The sequence below is a fragment of the Methylobacterium mesophilicum genome (genome assembly GCF_022179445.1).
Taxonomy (GTDB): Bacteria; Pseudomonadota; Alphaproteobacteria; order Rhizobiales; family Beijerinckiaceae; genus Methylobacterium; species Methylobacterium mesophilicum.
Genome location: NZ_BPQU01000004.1, coordinates 257,502 through 275,743, shown reverse-complemented (window position 1 = coordinate 275,743; position 18,242 = coordinate 257,502). Strand labels below are relative to the sequence as shown.

The window sequence follows — 18,242 nt, the reverse complement described above, 5'->3', positions numbered from 1 at the left end:
CAGGCGAATCCGCAAAAACCTCCAGCGTTCCCTCAATCTACCAAAGTAGTGCTAGTGGTCTGCCGCCGTGGCGATCGATCGATCTAGACGCCCATCCGAAGACGGTCGTGTCAATTGACGAAGGAGACCCAGGTGAACGCTGTCCATCAACCGGCAAATCCGTGTCATCCCGGCCTGTTCGTTCGCCGCAAGGTCTTCGAGCCGCGCAACCTCACCATCATGGAGGCGGCCGGACTTCTAGGCGTCACGCGTCACGCGCTGACGGATTTTCTCACCGAGAAGTCCCCTCTGACTGCCGACCTGGCTTTCCAGATCGAGAAGGCGTTCGGGTACAGTATGGAAATGATGATGGAGATGCAGAAGCAGTTCGACATCGCCGCCGTGCGCAGGCGCGAGCGGAATGTTCGGAACGACTCGATGGCCAAGGCTTGGTCTCAGGTCGCCGCGACACGGCTGCAGGTTGCCCAGACACGGGCCCAGACGCCTGAGCGAAAGCACGCCTTCGCGTAACGTTCGCACCTGGCGGATCTCGGCCAGGCATCCGGGATGCCGAACCTGTCGCGGCTGCGGGCGGGAGACTGTGTCCCCGCCCTTCAGGACCTCCGGCTGATCGCAAGAAACTCCGGAGCAGCCGTTAGGTTCGCGCAAGTCCGTGGACGGTCCAAAGACTTCCGACGCGCGCTGCATCGGCATTCGACGATGAAACAGAACATCGGCGCGACGAAGCTTTTGCCGCGTTGAGCCCGTCCGCAATGTGTACGGCGGGCAACAACGTTCTGCGCGCCGCCGGAAACCACGGATCCCGCACCCTGGACCATTGTCGGTTTGCGAGCCGCGGCATACCAGACCGCATGACAGTCTGGCGCCCCTCTCCGGAGATCCGCGTGAAGGCGCTGGGCCTGCCCTGGCGCGGGCGGCAGTTGCTCGTCGCCGAGGTCTATACCGACGACGGGCGCCTCAAAGGCGTGCGACCGCTCGGAGGCAGTGTGGAATTCGGCGAGTTGGCCGAGGCGGCGCTCGTTCGGGAGTTCCGGGAGGAGCTTGGTCTCACGGTGCGGGTCCTCGGTGCTCCGATCGTGATGGAGAACCTCTACACTCACGAGGGCAGCCTGGGCCACGAGGTGCTGTTCCTATTCCCGGTCGCCCTGCCGCCCGACCCGCTCGATACGCAGGAATGCATCGTCTTCCACGAGGATTCCGGCACGCCGTGCCTTGCCCGCTGGTACGATCTTGAGGCCCTCGATCGCGACGGCGGGCCCGAACTCTACCCGGTTGGGCTGAAGGCGCGACTGTTGGCCGAGCGGCGGTCGTAGGCGCGCGTGCGCGCGGCGCCTTCTCTGTCGGGCGCACGGCGCGGCTGCTAGACAGCACCGGTGGAGTCACCCGAGCCGAGTCCGCGTCCGTGCCATCGACTGTCGCTGCGTCCGCCCTCGATCTGATCGGCAACACGCCGCTCATCGCCCTCGATCGCGTCCATCCTGGGCCGGGCCGCATCCTGGCCAAGGCCGAGTTCATGCAGCCCGGCGGGAGCGTGAAGGATCGCGCCGCCCGCGCCATCCTGCTCGCCGCGCAGGCGGACGGCCGTTTGGCACCGGCGGCCCCGGTGGTGGAGATGTCGAGCGGCAATATGGGGGCAGGCCTTGCGGTGGCCTGCGCAGCGCTCGGTCATCCGCTGGTCGTCACCCTGTCGGCGGGGAACAGCCCGCAGAGGGCGCGAATGCTCGAGGCGCTGGGCGCGGAGGTCGTACTGGTGCCGCAGGTCGATGGCGTGCCGGGACAAGTGACCGGGGCCGATGTCGCGGCGGCTGCCGAGGCGGCGCAACGCCTGGCCGGTGAACGCGGCGGTTTCTATGTCGACCAGTTCCATGCCGCGGAGGGCGTCGCGATCCACAGGGAGACGACCGGCCCGGAGATCTGGGCGCAATGCGGGGGGCGGATCGATGCCTGGGTCGCCTCGGTCGGGACGGGCGCGACCTTCCTCGGGGTCGCCGCGGCGCTCCGGGCGCGCGATCCGCGCGTCGTCTGTGCGGCCGTGGAGCCCGAGGGCTGCCGGCCGCTGGCGGGTGAGGCCATCACCAAGCCGCGTCACGTCTTGCAGGGGACGGGCTACGGCAGCGTGCCGCCGCATTGGGATCCCGGGTTCATGGATCTGGCTGTCGCGGCGACCGACGACGAGGCCGTGCGATGGCGCCGGTTGCTGGCGACGCGGGAGGGCCTGCATGTCGGCTACTCGGCTGCCGCCAATGTCTGCGCCGCCGCCGCCCTGCTCGGCTCCGGCCGCCTGCCGGCCGACGCGGTCGCCGTGACGGTGCTGTGCGACACCGGCCTCAAATACTGACGGTTGTGGCGTCGGCCATCGCCGCCTTTGCCGCTGCGCCCCCGCGATGCTAGAGCCGGGTTACCCCATCGGTCCGGGTCCTCCGCGACGCCGCGGCCGATGCGCCCGGACGTTCCGTCCGAAGCGGAGACGGGTGCTGGCGGAATCATGACGACACGACCACCCCCCCGCGGCGGCCCGAAGGGACGCAAGCCCCCGTCCGGTAAGTTTCCGCCGTATGGCGAGCGCGCCCGCACAGGCCCGCGCACCAGCGCCCGCGACGCCGCCGAGCGCGCCGCCCGCAACCGCGGCGACGATGCTGGCGCGCGCGATCCCTGGACCGCACCGGGCACGCCCCACGCCGTGGCTGCCGCTGCCGCCGCGGCGGCGGCGGCGAAGCCGAGGCCGCGGCCTGCCCGGGCCGAGCGCGACGATGCCGCGCCTCCGCGCAAGGCGCCGCCCCGGCCGAGCGCCAGGCCGGCCGCGAAGGCGTATGCCAAGCCCGTCGAGTCGCGGCCGGCCGCCCAGCCTTCGCCCCCTGCCGCGCCGGCGGGTCCGACAAGGCGCGAGCAGCGCGCCGCTGCCTCCGCGACCCTCGCCTCCGGGGTGCAGACCCTGACGGTCGAGGCGGACGAGGCCGGCATGCGCATCGACCGATTCCTCACCGCGCGCTTCCCGCTCCTGCCCTTCACCCGGGTGCAGAGCATCGTCCGCAAGGGCGAGCTGCGGGTCGACGGCAAGCGCGCCAAACCGAACGACCGGCTGGAGCCCGGCATGAGCGTGCGCGTGCCGCCGCTGCGTCTCGATCAGCCGACCGAGCGCCCGCGCAGCGCCGCGCGGGAGCAGGACGACGCCGAGTTCATCCGCTCGCTGATCCTCTACGAGGATGCCGACATGATGGTGCTCAACAAGCCCTTCGGTCTTGCGGTCCAGGGCGGGTCGGGCACCGTCCGCCACGTCGACGGGCTGCTCGCCGCGCTGACCGGCCCGGACGGCCAGAAGCCGCGCCTCGTCCACCGGCTCGACAAGGATACGGCCGGCTGCCTGATTGTCGCCAAGACGAGGCTGGCGGCCGCGACGCTGGCAAAAAGCTTCCGCTCGCGGGCCGCGCGCAAGATCTACTGGGCGCTCACTGCGGGCGTGCCGCGGGTGCGCCAGGGTCGGGTCTCGACCTATCTCGCCAAGGACGAGCCGACCGACGCCGATGCGCGCATGCGGGTGGCCAAGCACGGCGACGAGGGCGCCAGTCACGCCCTGACCTATTACGCGATGGTCGATCAGGCTGCCCAGAAGCTGTCGTGGCTGTCGTTCAAGCCCGTGACCGGGCGGACCCATCAGCTGCGTGCTCACGCGGCCCATATCGGGCACCCCATCGTCGGCGATCCGAAATACTTTTCCGTGGAGAACTGGGAGCTTCCGGGCGGGATCCAGAACCGGCTCCACCTGCTCGCCCGGCGGATCGTGATTCCGCATCCGCGCACCGGCCGGCCCGTGGATGTCAGCGCGCCGCTGCCGCAGCACATGGCCCAGAGCTGGAACCTGCTGGGCTTCGACGCATCCCGCTACGATCCGATCGTCGAGGCGCCGGAGAGCTGATCGCGCAGCCACGGTACGATGGCCTCTGCCAGCGCCTCGGGGGCCTCCATCGGAAGCATGTGGCCGGAGCCGTCGATCACTATCAGGGCGGCGCCGGGGATGCCGTCTCGCAGTTCCCGCGACTCGTCGAGGCTTCGCAGGGCGTCCTGGGCGGCCGCCACCACCAGGGTCGGGCACGTGATCGCGCCGAGCCTGTCCCGGTCGCTTGCACGCGCCTGTCCGGCTTGGCGCAGGAACACGTCGCCGCCGAGGCGGTCGCCCATGCTGCGGATGCGGGCGACGAGACCTTGGTCGCCGACCCGGTCGGGATGCACCGATCCGAGGATCGCGGACCGGCTGAGCCCGGCGAAACCCTGGCGGCGAACGTTCGCGACGGCCGCGTCCTTCCGGCGCGCCTGGGCGGGCGTGTCCGCCCGCGCCGACGTGGCGATCAACACGAGCGCCTCGATTCGCTCCGGTGCGAGGCGGGCTATCTCCCGCGCCACGTAGCCGCCCATCGAGAAGCCGATGAGGGCGAAGCGCTCCGGCGCCTCCTCGGCGACCCGCCGCGCCATCGCCGCGATGGTGTCGTCCCGGCCCAGGTCGCCGTGCAGGATCGGCCCGAACGGCGCGAGGCTCGGGGCCATGTCGGCCCACAGGTCCGGATCGGTCATGAAGCCGGGAAGCAGAACGAGGGGCATGGCGCGGTCGTGATCCTCGGTGGCCCGGGCGCAACATCGGTATCCGAGCGGCACCCCCTTTCGAGATGCGGCGCGCGCCTCCCCGGTGCGGCGTGGACCGGGTCCCGAAAGTCTACGGGCCGGCACGCCTTGGCAATTGGCCGACTCGCCTCATATGCTGATCCGCGACCCGCCGTTCCACCGCGGGGCCGATTTCCCGCGGTTCGAGACCCTGACGCATGAAGCTCGCGACGCTGGCCTGCCTCGCTGCCCTCTGCCTCGTCGGGCCGGCCGCCTACGCCGCGCCGGGCGACACGGCCAAGCCGACCGCCCCGGCGAACCCGTCCCCGTCGGCCGGTGCGCCCAGGCAGACCCAGCAGGCGCCGATCCCGCCCATGCCGGCTCAGCCCGCCCCCCCCGCGGAGCTGCCGCAGCAGCAGGCCGGCCCCTCCCCCGCGCCGCCCGCGGCCCAGCCTCAAGCCGCCCAACGGCCGGCTTCGAGCGCCCGGGCCGAGCGCCGTCGGCGGTCCTATGCCGCCTGCAACCGCGCCTCTCACCAGCGCGCCCTGCGCGGCGGCAAGCGCCGGCGGTTCCTGATCCGCTGCCGGCTCGGCTACGAGCGCACGCACGGCCAGCCCGCGCAGCAGAATCCCGGCCAGCCGCTACAGCCGGGCCGGAAGCCGTGACGGACCGTCCCGGGCCGGACGTGGCGCGGCGATGAAGCTCATCGTCTTCGACGTCGACGGTACCTTGGTCGACAGCCAACACCTGATCGTCGCCGCCCAGGGACTCGCCTTCGCGGAGAACGGCCTGCCCGCCCCGGGCCGGCGCGAGGCGCTCTCGGTCGTCGGGCTGTCGCTGCCGCAGGCGTTCCGGCGCCTCGTCGGCGAGGACGGGCCGATCGCGGACCTCTCCGAGAGCTACAAGCAGGCCTACAATCGCCTGCGGGTCGACCCCGCCTACGAAGAGCCGCTGTTTCCCGGGATGGGCGACCTGCTGGCGCGTCTGCATGCCCGCGACGACGTGCTGATCGGGCTTGCCACCGGCAAGTCCCGGCGCGGGGTGGATCGCCTGATCGCCCATCACGGCTGGGCCGACTGGTTCGCCACCACGCAGAGCGCGGACGACGCGCCATCCAAGCCCGACCCGACCATGCTGCAGCAGGCGATGGCGGAAGCCGGCTGCACCCCGGACGCTACCATCATGGTCGGCGACACGACCTTCGACATCGGCATGGGCGTCGCGGCCGGTGCCGTGGCGGTCGGGGTCGGCTGGGGCTACCACCCGGCCGGCGCCCTCTACGGGGCCGGGGCGGTCACGGTGGTGTCGAGCGCGGGCGCGCTGGAGGGGTTGTTCTCCGGGGGTGAGACTTAGCTTGCAACGAGGCTCGCCGACGTCCTGGAAAGCACCTATCTGGCATCCATGAGCGATGTGACGAACGAGTGGCTCGGCGAACCGGGCGACGGGGAACGCCCCGACCCGGTACGCGCGGCCCGCGGCCATGCCAAACCCGCCCTGCCCCGCCGGTTCTACAATGAGGCCGGCTTCGCCGAAGGCCCGGACGGGTTCCGGTTGACCCTCGACGGCCGTCCGGCCAACACGCCCGCCCGCAACCCGCTGAGCCTGCCGACTCGTGCGCTGGCTGAGAAGGTCGCGGCCGAATGGGCCGCGCAGGACACGGTGATCGATCCGGCCAGAATGCCGCTGACACGGCTCGCCAATACCAGCATCGACGGTGTGGCCCCCCGGCACGCGGCCGTGGTTGAGGATCTCTGCGCCTATGCGGGCACCGACCTGATCGCCTATCGCGCCGGAGATCCGGAGCGCTTGGTCTCGGCCCAGGCTGCCGCGTGGGACCCTGTGCTCGACTGGGCTCGCGAGACCTTCGGAGCCCGGGTGATCCTCAGCGAGGGCGTGATGCATGTCGCGCAGCCGCCCGACACGGTCCGGTCGCTGTCCGATGCCGTCGCGGCGGTGGAAAGCCCGTTCCGGCTGGCCGGTCTGCACACGCTGACCACGCTGACCGGCTCGCTGCTGATCGCGCTCGCGGTCCTGCGCGGCCGCCTCAGCCCGGCCGAGGCCTGGGATGCGGCCCTTGTGGACGAGACCTACCAGGCGGACGTCTGGGGCCGGGATGCCGAGGCCGAGGCGCGGCTGGCGATCCGCCGGGCGGAGTTCGAGGCTGCGGCCGAGCTGATCGTTAGCGTCTAAGCCGGATCTGGGCGGATTGCTCAGATGCACTTGCGCAACATTCCCAGGCGCATTGGTGGGAGATCGTGTCGCCGGCTGACAGGCGGCGAGGATTGACTTAGGGTCCGGCTATTCCAGCCGTCGGACCAACCCATGCGCGCCGATCCTTGCCACGACAGTCGTTTCGAAGACGCGTTGGCTGCGCTCCTGGCCGACAGACAGTCTTCCGACGACGCCGCGGCGGGCCAGGCGCTGTTCGCGGCCCTGTCACGGTTGGAGCGGCAGGCGCTGATTGCCGGCGCCGCTGATACCACTCTGCACAGGATCGCCGAGGCCCGGTTTCTGGTCGGCATCCTGCGCGACGCGATGCGCCCGTCGCGGATCGCGCCGCTGCGGAGCCTACTGCGGCTGGCGGCGGAGACTCGACGGCTGGCGGAGGCCGATCTCGATCCCGTTTAAGGCTGGGCTCGAGTCGGGCGGCTGGCTTCGCCATCCCAGAGAAATATTATTCGCGCGCGAATATCGAAGTTTCCCAGGCGTTCGATCCCCCGCCCTGTCATCCCGGGGCCGCGAAGCGGAGCCCGAGATCCATAACCACCAACAGCTCAAGCACTTGCAATGCCGGCGGCGCTGGATCCCGGACTCGCCTGCGGCGCCCCGGGATGACAGAGTGATGGACGCGGTCTGCGTAGCAACACGGGTCTGAGGTGAGTCACTGGAAACGCAGCAGCGGTCTCGAAAAGTCTCACCCCGCCGGCTGCGCCAGCGCTTCCCGGACCTTCCCCTCAAGCGAGGCGGGCTTGGCCGACGGCGCGAACCGGGCGATCACCGCGCCGTTCCGCGCGACCAGAAATTTCGTAAAATTCCACTTGATCGCCTTGGTGCCGAACAGCCCCGAGCGCTCCTGCTTCAGGTGGTCGAACAGCGGCTCGGCCTCCGGGCCGTTCACCGCGACCTTGCCGAGCACCGGGAAGCTGACGTCGTAGGTCAGCGAGCAGAAGCTCGCGATCTCGGCCGCGTCCCCCGGCTCCTGGGCGCCGAACTGGTTGCAGGGGAAGCCGAGCACCGTCAGGCCTTCGGCGCGATGGGCCCGCCACAGGGCCTCGAGCCCGGTATATTGCGGGGTGAAACCGCATCGCGAGGCGGTGTTGACGATGAGCAGTACCTCGCCCCGATGCCGCGCGAGGGGATAAGGGCTGCCGTCCGCCGCCGGCACGGTGAAATCGTGGATCGTCGTCATGCCCGATCAGTCGGGCAAATGGCGGGATGCCGCAAGGGCGTTACGCGGCCTTCACCTTCTGCACGTCGAAGCTCGGACCCTGCGGGGTCATCCGGTCGTGCGAGACGATCCGCTCGTCCGGCCCCACCACCCCGAGGCTCACGTCGCGGTCGGGCAGGACGACAGTGGTGGTCTTGTTGACGTGCACCAGCACGTGGCGCCGGAGGGGCACCGAGGCCGCCGCCCAGCGCTTGAGCTGGCCGTAATAGGGCTCCCGGCGCCAGACATTCGCCTGGCCGGGATCGACCTGCACGTTCATGTTGCGGGACAGCGGGTCCAGGGTGAGCACCATCTTGGCGCGGTCGGGCTTCCATTCCGGGCCGAGCCAGCTCTCGGTCATCCAGAGGCAGTGGAACGCCCGGCAATGGTCGGGGCGCGTCGCGTGGATCGCACAGCCCTGGCCGGCCTTGGTGTGGCGGCACCACTGGCCCGCGACGCTCTCCACCGCCGGCACGTCGTAGACCTTGCAGCACAGGGTGCAGGCGCCGCAGGCGCGGCCGGGGGCCGGCTGCGCCACGAAGGTTTCCGGCGCGAGGGCGGGAGAAGGACCGGAAGTGAGCATGAATCGTGCGTCGCGCGGGTCAAACACGGGGGCATGCATCCGGCAAAGGCCGGGCGCAGGGCCGCGGGACTACCTGCACGGGCATCGGGTCGGTAGTGTGGCGGATCCCCTGGGCATGAGGACGGTGCGAACGATGCTCTCGAATCTCGCGACCCGCGACGTCGAAACCCTGCTCCACCCCTACACCAACCTGTCGGCACACCGGCATACCGGCCCGCTGGTGCTGGAGCGCGGCGACGGCGTCCACGTCTACGACACGGAGGGCCGATCCTACATCGAGGGCATGTCGGGGCTGTGGTGCACGGCGCTCGGCTACTCGAACGCGGAACTGGTCGAGGCGGCCCGGATCCAGATGGGCCGGCTGCCCTTCACCCACCTGTTCTCCGGCCGCAGCCACGATCCGGGGATCGAGCTGGCCGAGACCCTGAAGGAGCTGATGCCGGTCCCGACCTCGAAGATCTTTTTTACGTCGTCCGGGTCCGAGGCCAACGATACCCAGGTCAAGCTGACCTGGTACTACAACAACGCGTTGGGCCGCCCGAACAAGAAAAAAATCATCGCGCGGCAGAAGGGCTATCACGGCGTCACCGTCGCCAGCGCCTCGATGACCGGGCTGACCGCGAACCATGCCGACTGGGACCTGCCCCTGCCCGGTTTCCTGCATGTGTCCTGCCCGCATTTCTATCGGGGCGCCGAGCCCGGCGAGACCGAAGAGGCCTACTCGGCCCGGCTCGCCGTCGAGCTGGAAGAGACGATCCTGCGCGAGGGGCCCGAGACGGTGGCCGCCTTCATCGCCGAGCCGGTTATGGGCGCCGGCGGAGCGATCGTGCCGCCGCGCGGCTACTTCGCGGCGGTCCAGGCGGTGCTGACGAAGTACGACGTGCGGATGATCGCCGACGAGGTGATCTGCGGCTTCGGCCGGCTCGGCACCTGGTTCGGCAGCGAGGCGCTGGGGATCCGGCCTGATTCGATCTCCTTCGCCAAGGCCCTGACGTCGGCCTACATGCCGCTCGGCGGCGTCAGCATCGACGAGCCGCTCTATGAGGCGATGATCGGCCAGAGCGAGAAGCTCGGCACCTTCGGGCACGGCACCACCTATTCCGGCCATCCCGTGGCGGCCGCGGTGGCGCTGAAGGCGATCGAGATCTACCGGCGCGACCGGGTGATCGAGGGCGCGGCCGAGAAGGCGCCGCACTTCCAGCGCCGGCTCGCGGCGCTGGCCGAGCACGACATCGTCGGCGAGGCCGGCGGCATCGGGCTGATCGGCGGGCTGGAGATCGTCGCCGACAAGGCCAGCAAGCGCCAGTACGAGCCGAAGGCGGGCGTGGCTGCCCGCTGCGTCGCCTTCGCGCAGGGCGAGGGGCTGATCGTGCGGGCGCTCACCGGTGACCGGGTCGCCGTCTGCCCGCCGCTGATCATCAGCTTCGACGAGATCGACGCGCTGTTCGATCGCTTGAGCCGGGCGCTCGACCGCACCCGCGACTGGATCCGTGCCGAGGGGCTGGAGGCAATGCTGGGCTGAGGAGAGCCGGGCCGCGACACGCGCCCCTCTCTCCTGCACGGGCTACGATGTTCACACAACGCGTTGAGCGAGGCTCGACGCGCCGCCTCTCCCGTGCGGGAGAGGGCTGGGGTGAGGGACCAGGTTTTTCCGGAGAGGTCGCATCCCTCACCCTGTCCCTCTCCCGCACGGGAGAGGGGACCTGCGCCTCACCTGCCCGCGTGTTGCCCAGCCCGATGGGTGAGTCCAGTAGCCCGCAGAGGGAAGAGGGAAAGCGCGTGTCGGCCTTGGAGAGACTACGATCGAAACCTGTTTCGATCGTAGTCACCTCACACCGGGTCGCGCTGCGCCTCCGCCTGCGCGGTGGTCTGGATGCCGGTCGCGGTCAGCGGCGTGATCCGCAGGGTGGTGATCCGGTTCTTGGACTTCCGGATCACCTGGAAGCGGAAGCCGTGGAAGTTGAAGGCCGTGCCCTGGTCGGGGATGGTCCGTGCCTCGTGGATGACCAGGCCCGCGATGGTGGTGGCCTCGTCGTCGGGCAGGTTCCAGTCCATCGCCCGGTTGAGGTCGCGGATCGGGACGCCGCCATCGACGTTGACCGAGCCGTCGCCCTGCGGTCGCACGCCCGAGACGGTGACATCGTGCTCGTCGGCGATCTCGCCCACGATCTCCTCCAGGATGTCCTCAAGGGTGACGAGGCCCATCACCTCGCCGTACTCGTCGACCACCAGGGCGAAGTGGGTCTTCTTGGTGAGGAACGCCTTGAGCTGGGCGCGCAGCGACGTGGTGCCCGGCACGAACCAGGTCTCCAGCGCCAGGGCTTCGACCTTCAGGCCAGAGGCGTCGCCACCCGCCGCGTCCAGCGCCCGCAACAGATCCTTGGCGTGGAGCACGCCCACGATGTTCTCGAGCGTGCCGCGCCAGAGGGGCATGCGGGTATAGGGTGAGGCCAGCACCGCTCGGACGATGTCCTCGGAGGGCTGGTCGGCGTCGATCGCCCGCATCTTGGTGCGGTGGACCATCACGTCCGAGACCGACAGGTTCGACAGGTCGAGCAGGCCGCCGAGCATGTCGCGCTCGGCCTTGGCGACGCCGCCCTCCCGATGCATCAGCGCCACCTGCCCGCGCAACTCCTCGGAGGCGGTGAGGATCGACTGGTGCTCGCCGATGGTGATGCCGAACGGCTTCAGCATCAGCCGAACCAGATGCTCGATGGAGATCGCCGCCGGACCCATGATGGCGACCGCGAAGGCCACCGGCCTCGCCATCAGGAGGGCCGCCTTGTCGGGCTTGGAGATGGCGAGCGTCTTCGGCAGCACCTCGGCGAAGACGATGACCAACACCGACATGCCGACGGTCGCGTAGATCACGCCGTTCTTGCCGAACAGGGCGGTGAGCACGCTGGTGGTGAAGGCCGAGGCGCCGATCGCCACGATGTTGTAGCCGATCAGCATCGCGCCGATGAAGCGCTCTCGGATCGCCAGGATGCGGTTCACGATCGCCGCCCGCGGGTCGCCCGCCTGTTCGAGGGCGTGCATCCGCGCCCGGGAGGCGGCCGTGAAGGCTGTCTCGGCGCCCGCGAAGAAGGCCGAGAGCAGCAGTGAGATCACCACGATGCTCGCGGCGAACCACAGGTCGATATGGGTGTCCATCGGTTCCAAGAGGCACGACTCGGGCAGCGGGAAGGCCGCCCATATAGCGTCTCGTTCGGGTTATTGCGCGCCGATCCGGCGCACCGTCCACGTCGCCCAGTAGACCGGCCGCCCGTACAGGGTCGAGGCGTCGCGCCCTGAGGCCGTCGGCGCCAGCCGGTCGAGCCAGGTCAGGAGTCCGGCCTTGCCCGGGTAGATCGCCGGGGTGTCGAGGTTGCCCTGCGCGTCCGTCATCCAGAAATGCGCGCTGCGGTCGTAGCGGCCGGTGCCGTCGCCCCCTGAGCGCAGCCCGAGATAAGCCGGCGAGCGGCCGGCTTCCACCGGGTCGGCGTAGAGGGTGAGCGCCCCGATCCCGTCGAGGTTCATGTCGGGCGTGTATTGCAGGCAGATATCGGCCACGGGGCCCCCCGGGGCATTGGCCGGCCGCTGGCAGTTGTAGGACACCGCCCAGCGCTGCATGCCCTTGGCGCGCGCCACCCGCACGACGCTCCCGGGCGGCAGCGGCGCGGCGAGTTTCTTCGCAGCCGACCAGACCTTCGCGGCCGAGAGGTCCTGCGATGTGCGCAAGTAGAGCGCGGTGCGGCGCTTCTCGGGGGCGAGCCCGCAATCCTCGGGCAGCACGTCCGTGTAGACGTAGTGGTAGGTGCGGTCGACGATGCTGATCGAGCCGGCGAGCCCGTGGGTCTCGAAGGCCGGTGCCGGGCAGGACGAGGCGATCGGCTTGCCGGCCTCGTCGGCCACCGGGGCGGGGGTTGGCGGCGTGCCGCGGCCGCCCGGGGTGAACGGCGTCCAGGCCAGCCCGTAGCCGTCCGGGCTGCGCGTGCGGATCTCGAAGGTCTGGAAGTCGAGGGTGCGGGCCGCGATCTGCACCCGCCGCCGGATGTCGGCCGGCTGGTCGGCGGTCTCGTCCCGCTCGGACTTGCGGCGTCCGCGCCGCCGGCCCGCCGGCTCGGGGTCCGGAGCGCCGCCGACAGTCACCCGCTCCTGCCCGAGCAGGAAGACGTAGCTGTAGGCTTCCCCGGCCCAATCGCGGCCCGAGACCGCGATCGGGTCGCGGGGGCCGATGCCCTCTGCGGTGGGAAGCGGCTCGGACCAGCCGCGGCCTCGCGCACGCTCCTCGGGGAGATCGACCGAGAACCGGTCGGCCGAAGGCGGCAGCGTCGTGGCCAGCGCCTCCGGGCTGCGCCCGGTGCGGAGCGACCCGCCGTCGCGACTGTCGGTGGCGCGCCGCTCCGGGCAGGGCTCGTCCCGGCGGCGCGACGCCAGCGGGCTCTGGCCCTGGAAGATCATCTGCAGCGGCCCCGGCGCCTCCGCGCGCGGCAGCCGCAGGATCTGGACCCCGCGCACGAACGCGCAGGGCGCGGGCGCGATCAGCACGCCCTCGGCCTCGGCCCCGTCGCGGCAGATCTCCAGCCCGCCGCCCCCGGTGACGTAGCAGCTCGGCGCGCTGGCCTCTGCGGCCCGAGCCTCGGCTGGACGCGGTGCTGCGGTGAAGCCGAGCGCCAGGGCGCCGAGCAGCGCCGCCGCCCGCGCCGGCAGGCACCGGGGCTTGTCGAGGTTGTTTGACTGACAATCCACGGTATCGACAGGCGTCGTCGCGGCGGCGTTCAAAGATGTCACGTCTATCGCCGCTGTCGTTCGGGTTGTTGGAAAGGTTCGGCAGCCTCTAGCCTATGGTCCGGCAAGCGGAAAGTGGCGCGGACCACGCATGCCCAGGCCGGCGACGCACCTGTCGCGTTCGGCGGAGCGAACCCGGCGGCCACTCGCCCGTTGTCGCGGCTTGAGGGCGGAAACGTCCAACCCCGTTAGAGTCCGGAGACCAGCGCATGGATATCGCCGTCGAGACCGTCACCGACATCGTTCTGCGGCTGCGCGCCATCGAGGTGAAGGAGGGCAACACGGATCCGGATTCGGGTTCGAACCCGATCGACGACGGCTCCACCGACGTGCTCACCTCGGGCACCGACGACGCCACGGAAGCCGAGGTCCGCGGCGCCATCGCGGGCCTCGACGACGACGCCCGGGCCGAGCTGCTCGCCCTGCTGTATGTCGGCCGCGGCGACATGGAGCCGGAGGAGTGGGGCGAGGCGGTCCGCTTCGCCCGCGAGCGCGAGGCCGGCGGCGAAGGCGCCGTGAAAGAGTTGCTGAGCGCGCCCGATGCCGGCGACCTCCTGGAGGAAGGCCTCGACGCGATGGGGCTGACCCCCGAATTGCCGCAGGCCTGAGCCGCTCATCGGAGACCGGCCCCATGGCTTCCCGGGTCCGCCGCGGCGCCACCAAGGCTCTGCGGGTCCTAACCCGTCCGGTCCGCCGCGCCCAAGGGCACGGCGGCACCGGCCTCGGCGGGCTCGTCGTCGAGCCCTATCGCGGCTACGGCTCGCGCGACGAGATCTTCATGATCGGCCGGGTGTTCCGGCAATCGCCCGGTATCCCCGGAGAGGACCCGGATTCCGTCAGGGCGCAGTGGCGCGACCTGCGCCGGCGCATTGCCCGGCGCACGGTGGCGGGCGCTGCGATCACGGCCCGGTTCGGCGGGGACGCGACCCGGGTCGAGACCGACCGCGACGGCTATTTCCGCCTGCGCCTTCACCCCCGCGACCTGCCCGGCCAGCCCGGCGCCTGGCACCCGGTGGACCTCGTCCTGGAGGATACGACGCCGATTCCCGCCGAGGGCGCGGTGTTCATCCCGCCCGACGGCTGCCGCTGCGTGGTGATCAGCGACATCGACGATACGGTGATGCACACCGGCGTCGCCAACAAGCTGAAGATGCTCTGGCGGCTGTTCGTGGAGGATGCCGACAGCCGGGTCGCGTTTCCGGGCGTCGCCGCCCTGTACCGGGCCCTGCACGCGGGCGCCGGCGGGTCCGAGGGCAACCCGATGCTCTACGTGTCCCGCGCCCCCTGGGGCCTCTACGAGATGCTGTCCGAGTTCTTCCAGCGGCACGGCATTCCGGTGGGACCGGTGCTGTTCCTGCGGGAATGGGGCCTGTCCTGGACGCACCCGCTTCCGCGCCGGGCCACCGATCACAAGCAGGCGCTGATCCGCCACATGCTGTCGCTCTACCGCGACCTGCCGTTCGTGCTCATCGGCGACAGCGGCCAGCACGATCCGGAGGTCTACGCCCAGATCGTCGAGGAGCATCCCGGGCGGGTGCTCGCCGTCTACATCCGCAACGTCTCCAACGACGCCGCCCGGGTGGAAGAGATCGTTCGCCTCGCCGGGGCCGTGGCCCGGGCGGGCTCCAGCCTCGTGCTCGCCGCCGACAGCGTCGCCATGGCCGAGCACGCGGCCGGGATCGGGCTGATCACCGCGGACGCGGTGGCCCGGGTCGCCGACGAGCATGCCGGCGCCGACACCCCGCCGCGCCGCGAGACCGCAAGGATCACCGCCGAACCCGGCGAGACCACCAGCGAGACAGCGATCTCGCCCGACGCCGTTGCGGATGCCCTGGTCGGCGACGGAACCGTGCCGGCCACCGTCGTGGTCGAGCCGGAACGCCCGGCCTCCCTGCCCCGAGCGGCGCTGTGATGGTTTGGGGGCGATCAGGCGATCTCTCGGGCTTGCGGCAGCCCTCACCGTCGTTGTGAGCATCGCAACCTGGTGCGGCGGTCGATCCCGGAATGTGCTGCGGCTCCGGTGCTGCCGGGCATGACTGAAGAGATCCGCGGCTCTGCCCGATCAACGGCGACTGCATCGGCCTGCCGACCGCAATCGTGATCGGCGGGATGCCCCACCTGTTCCCGTCGAACATGGTGCGAACGCATCGCGGGTTGCGCGCGGCCGGGATCGAGGCCGGTCTTCAACGGTTCGAGAGCCTATCGCACGCGCAGTACCTCGCGGCCCCGGGCACCCCGGAGACCAAAGCGGTGTTCGGCGAGATCACCCGGTTCCTGAACGCGCATCTGGCCCGCTGAGAGCCCAGGGCTCGGCACCTTGTGGTGAGGGACGCTCTCCCCATGTTGCAATGCAGCATTTCAGAGAACGCGCTTCTCGTTCCGAGCGGGCCTCCTAAGTTGGAGCGCTCGCGTGCCGGCCCCCACTCGTCTCGATCTCCGGAGCCCATCCGTGCAAACCTACACCCTCGCGATCGCCGATGGCGTGCTGTTCGCCTGCCTGCCCGACGAGGCCGACATCTCGGCTGCGATCACCGAGGCCGCGGCCACCAATTATGGCTTCGGCCTGAGCCTCGACATCGTCCGCGGGGCGACGCTCACGAACGCCAAGGCGCCGGAGGACGAGGTCGTCTGGCAGGAAGGCTCGGACAGCGAGCTGCTGGACGAACAGGGGCGCCGCTACCGCTACGCGGTCCGCCGCCACTCCTGATCGTCACTGCACCAGCACGGCCTGGCTGCAGAGGGTGCCGTCCATCTCGACATCCGCGTAGCCGATCCGCACGCCGAGGCTGCGCAAAACCTGATCGAGCACCAGGTCGAGGGGCGCGGCGGCGAGGCTGAGCGTCGCGGCGAGGGAGGTCTGGAGCAGCGGGGTCAGCCCGAAGCCGTTCAGGTTGAGGCTGAGATTGCCCAGCAGGCTGCCGGTCAGCGATTGGGCGACGTTACCCGACGAGACCGTGCGCGTGGTGTGATTGGCGATATCGGCCTCCGTGAAGGTCAGCGTCTGGGTCGTCGCGCCGATATTGGTCACCGTCCGGCCGCCGATGTTGATCAGCGGCAGCCCGATCAGCACGGCCGGCTGCGACAGGTCCGGGCTTGTGGTGCCCCCGTTGATCGAGGCGCGGTTCACCGCCGCGATCGCCAGGGTCGCGACGCCGGTCTGCACCTCGATGGTGGCCTGGCGTCCGCCGCCTGACCCTGAGCAGGTGAGCGTGCGCAGCGTCCCTTGAGCGGACGCCACCTCGGCATAGACCGGCAGGTAGATGGTTCCGAGCCCGAGCGGGGCCGAGACCGTAGCCTCGATCAGCAGCCGGGTCTGGGCGGTCTTCACCGTGGCGTTCGGGCTTCCCGGCCGGACCCAGCCGGAACTGCGGCGGCGTTCACCAATCGCCAGGGTCAGCCGGGTCGAGAGCAGTCCCGGCACGGTGGCGCCGAGATCGATCGCCACCTGGTTCTGCCCGTTGGCCAGGGACGCTGTGGCGGCCAGGAGATCCATCACCTGCACTGACGGGCCTGCCAGGCCGCGTCCGGGGGCCAAGGCCGCCACGTCGCCCAGCGCATCGACCTGGCCGACCGGCACGAGGTTGCCGGCGTTCGGCAGCGCGTTGAGGATGCTCGAGAGGGCCGCCACGGTAGCGGAACTGCCCTGCGCGGCGACCCGTATCGCCATCAGGATCTGCCCGACGCTGGCGTTGGCCTTCACGATGTCGGTGTAGTTGGCCGCCTGTAGGTTGAGGCTCGCCGCCAGCGCGTCGAGGACGCGCAGGCCGTCAACCTTGGCGCTGGCCAACGCGTTGTAATCGCTGACGCCCAGCGACAGCTTGGCCCCCAGCAGGGCCCCGAGGACGGCGTTGGCGATCCCGCCGCTCAGACCCGCGGTGCCCGAGCCGATCGTGAACGCCGCGAATTGCGCGCTGGCCGCCGTGCCGGTGACCCGGATCGGCACGCTGCCGGGCAGCCCGATCGCCCGGCCGAAGGTCACCGGGACCGTGGTCGACAGGCCGACCCGCACGGCGTTGGCCGGGCTCGCTCCGGGGTTGAACCGGCTACCGGGGGCGACGTTGGGGGCGCTGGCGTCGTAACCGCCGGTCGCCACCGTCGCCTGCGCGGTCCCGTAGCCGTTGTCGCCCAGCGAGCGGCGCGCCACCGTGTCCGCCTTGGCCGGGTCGACGGCGGCGAGCATCGCGGCGATGTCGGCCGCGCCCTGCGCCTTGCGGCGAGCCTGGAACACCTGGCCGAGATCGATCCCCACGGCGCCGGCGCCCATCAGGAGGGAGCTGCCGAGCGCCACGAGGATCACCACGTTGCCGCCCCGGGCCTGGCCGAAGCGCCGCGCCCGTGCGACCGCCCACCATAGTCGGCTCACAGGCCGCCCTTCCGGACGCTGATGCTGCTGCGCAGGACGCTGGGCAGCATCGGGATCAGCTTTGAGAAGACGTTGATCCCCAGGGTGTTGGCGTCCAGCGTGACGGTGACCGTGTAGATCGTTGCGTCGCTCGGATCGGGCCCGACCTGCACGGCGACGCTTCCCGGGCGGAACATCGCGCCGCCGCTAAGGCTGCGGTTCACCATGGTCTGCGCCAGGGTTGCGCGCTCGACATCGGTGACGCCCGCGATGGAGGCGCGGGCCGCCTCGGCCGCGATCTGACGCAGGTTGTGGATGGCGCCCAGGCAGATTCCGAAGGCGGTGATGCCGGCAAACAGCATCAGCAGCAGCGGCGCGACGAGGGCGAACTCCACCGCCGAGCTGCCGCTCCTGCAGGCTAAACCGGACCGACCGCCACACCGAAGCCTTTGGAGTAAGCCCATCGAAACGCCCTCCGGGTGCCGAGCCGCCGCGGCGGCTGCACAACCCATGGTCGCATCGATCCT

20 protein-coding genes are annotated in these 18,242 nt (G+C 70.6%); 13 read left to right on the top strand and 7 right to left on the bottom strand.

Annotated features, from left to right (window positions below; genetic code table 11):
* Positions 1–132: 132 nt before the first annotated feature.
* The 4 genes from MFF40_RS07340 (at position 133) to MFF40_RS07325 (ending at position 3,913) form a co-directional block, all read left to right on the top strand.
* Positions 133–510 (top strand): HigA family addiction module antitoxin, encoded by a 378-nt coding sequence (locus tag MFF40_RS07340; RefSeq protein WP_238260047.1) that lies wholly within the window; start codon positions 133–135, stop codon positions 508–510.
* Between the two features lie 341 nt (positions 511–851).
* Entirely contained in the window at positions 852–1,313 is a 462-nt protein-coding gene (locus MFF40_RS07335; RefSeq protein ID WP_147855924.1) for an NUDIX hydrolase, read from the top strand.
* A gap of 89 nt (positions 1,314–1,402) precedes the next feature.
* Positions 1,403–2,338 carry a PLP-dependent cysteine synthase family protein gene (locus MFF40_RS07330; protein WP_238260045.1) on the top strand — a complete coding sequence of 312 codons (936 nt, stop codon included), beginning with the start codon at positions 1,403–1,405 and terminating at the stop codon, positions 2,336–2,338.
* Between the two features lie 147 nt (positions 2,339–2,485).
* Positions 2,486–3,913 carry an RluA family pseudouridine synthase gene (locus tag MFF40_RS07325; RefSeq protein ID WP_238260042.1) on the top strand — a complete coding sequence of 476 codons (1,428 nt, stop codon included), beginning with the start codon at positions 2,486–2,488 and terminating at the stop codon, positions 3,911–3,913.
* Here MFF40_RS07325 and MFF40_RS07320 read toward each other — a convergent pair.
* Positions 3,880–4,593 (bottom strand): alpha/beta fold hydrolase, encoded by a 714-nt coding sequence (locus tag MFF40_RS07320; RefSeq protein ID WP_238260041.1) that lies wholly within the window; start codon positions 4,591–4,593, stop codon positions 3,880–3,882. The genes MFF40_RS07325 and MFF40_RS07320 overlap by 34 nt on opposite strands.
* Before the next feature lie 218 nt (positions 4,594–4,811).
* On the opposite strand from MFF40_RS07320, the gene MFF40_RS07315 reads away from it, so the two are divergent.
* The 4 genes from MFF40_RS07315 to MFF40_RS07300 all read left to right on the top strand — a co-directional run bounded on the left by MFF40_RS07315 (position 4,812) and on the right by MFF40_RS07300 (position 7,221).
* Positions 4,812–5,258 (top strand): hypothetical protein, encoded by a 447-nt coding sequence (locus MFF40_RS07315; RefSeq protein ID WP_238260040.1) that lies wholly within the window; start codon positions 4,812–4,814, stop codon positions 5,256–5,258.
* A gap of 31 nt (positions 5,259–5,289) precedes the next feature.
* Positions 5,290–5,946 carry an HAD-IA family hydrolase gene (locus MFF40_RS07310; RefSeq protein ID WP_147855358.1) on the top strand — a complete coding sequence of 219 codons (657 nt, stop codon included), beginning with the start codon at positions 5,290–5,292 and terminating at the stop codon, positions 5,944–5,946.
* Between the two features lie 48 nt (positions 5,947–5,994).
* Positions 5,995–6,783: an ATP12 family chaperone protein gene (locus tag MFF40_RS07305; protein WP_147855359.1), complete on the top strand. Its 789-nt coding sequence runs from the start codon at positions 5,995–5,997 to the stop codon at positions 6,781–6,783.
* Positions 6,784–6,915: 132 nt separating this feature from the next.
* Positions 6,916–7,221, top strand: a complete 306-nt coding sequence (locus MFF40_RS07300; protein WP_147855360.1) for a hypothetical protein — start codon at positions 6,916–6,918, stop codon at positions 7,219–7,221.
* Between the two features lie 286 nt (positions 7,222–7,507).
* Here the strand turns inward: MFF40_RS07300 and MFF40_RS07295 are convergent, their stop codons facing one another.
* Positions 7,508–8,002, bottom strand: coding sequence for a glutathione peroxidase (locus MFF40_RS07295; RefSeq protein WP_238260039.1), 495 nt, complete (start codon positions 8,000–8,002; stop codon positions 7,508–7,510).
* A 40-nt stretch (positions 8,003–8,042) separates the two neighbouring features.
* Entirely contained in the window at positions 8,043–8,603 is a 561-nt protein-coding gene (locus tag MFF40_RS07290) for a hypothetical protein (RefSeq protein ID WP_238260038.1), read from the bottom strand.
* A gap of 133 nt (positions 8,604–8,736) precedes the next feature.
* Between MFF40_RS07290 and MFF40_RS07285 the strand changes: the two genes are divergently transcribed.
* A complete protein-coding gene (locus MFF40_RS07285) occupies positions 8,737–10,125 on the top strand; it encodes an aminotransferase (RefSeq protein ID WP_238260037.1) in 1,389 nt (462 codons plus the stop codon).
* A gap of 308 nt (positions 10,126–10,433) precedes the next feature.
* On the opposite strand, the gene MFF40_RS07280 is transcribed toward MFF40_RS07285, so the two are convergent.
* Positions 10,434–11,756 carry an HlyC/CorC family transporter gene (locus tag MFF40_RS07280; RefSeq protein WP_147855363.1) on the bottom strand — a complete coding sequence of 441 codons (1,323 nt, stop codon included), beginning with the start codon at positions 11,754–11,756 and terminating at the stop codon, positions 10,434–10,436.
* A 60-nt stretch (positions 11,757–11,816) separates the two neighbouring features.
* Positions 11,817–13,376 carry a hypothetical protein gene (locus MFF40_RS07275; protein WP_238260036.1) on the bottom strand — a complete coding sequence of 520 codons (1,560 nt, stop codon included), beginning with the start codon at positions 13,374–13,376 and terminating at the stop codon, positions 11,817–11,819.
* A gap of 206 nt (positions 13,377–13,582) precedes the next feature.
* On the opposite strand from MFF40_RS07275, the gene MFF40_RS07270 reads away from it, so the two are divergent.
* From MFF40_RS07270 to MFF40_RS07255, 4 genes are all read left to right on the top strand, one after another.
* Entirely contained in the window at positions 13,583–13,981 is a 399-nt protein-coding gene (locus MFF40_RS07270) for a DUF3775 domain-containing protein (protein ID WP_238260035.1), read from the top strand.
* A 23-nt stretch (positions 13,982–14,004) separates the two neighbouring features.
* Positions 14,005–15,285 carry an App1 family protein phosphatidate phosphatase gene (locus MFF40_RS07265; protein WP_147855921.1) on the top strand — a complete coding sequence of 427 codons (1,281 nt, stop codon included), beginning with the start codon at positions 14,005–14,007 and terminating at the stop codon, positions 15,283–15,285.
* 197 nt (positions 15,286–15,482) lie between these two features.
* Positions 15,483–15,671, top strand: a complete 189-nt coding sequence (locus tag MFF40_RS07260) for an alpha/beta hydrolase family protein (RefSeq protein ID WP_187277805.1) — start codon at positions 15,483–15,485, stop codon at positions 15,669–15,671.
* Positions 15,672–15,822: 151 nt separating this feature from the next.
* Entirely contained in the window at positions 15,823–16,080 is a 258-nt protein-coding gene (locus MFF40_RS07255) for a hypothetical protein (protein ID WP_147897283.1), read from the top strand.
* A gap of 3 nt (positions 16,081–16,083) precedes the next feature.
* Here MFF40_RS07255 and MFF40_RS07250 read toward each other — a convergent pair whose 3' ends face one another.
* Both MFF40_RS07250 and MFF40_RS07245 read right to left on the bottom strand, forming a co-directional pair.
* On the bottom strand, positions 16,084–17,736 hold the full coding sequence (locus MFF40_RS07250) for a TadG family pilus assembly protein (RefSeq protein WP_147897284.1): 1,653 nt from the start codon (positions 17,734–17,736) through the stop codon (positions 16,084–16,086).
* Complete coding sequence (locus MFF40_RS07245) at positions 17,733–18,110, bottom strand: TadE/TadG family type IV pilus assembly protein (RefSeq protein ID WP_238260034.1); 378 nt, start codon at positions 18,108–18,110, stop codon at positions 17,733–17,735. Before MFF40_RS07245 ends, MFF40_RS07250 begins: the two co-directional genes overlap by 4 nt.
* Between the last annotated feature and the right edge of the window lie 132 nt (positions 18,111–18,242).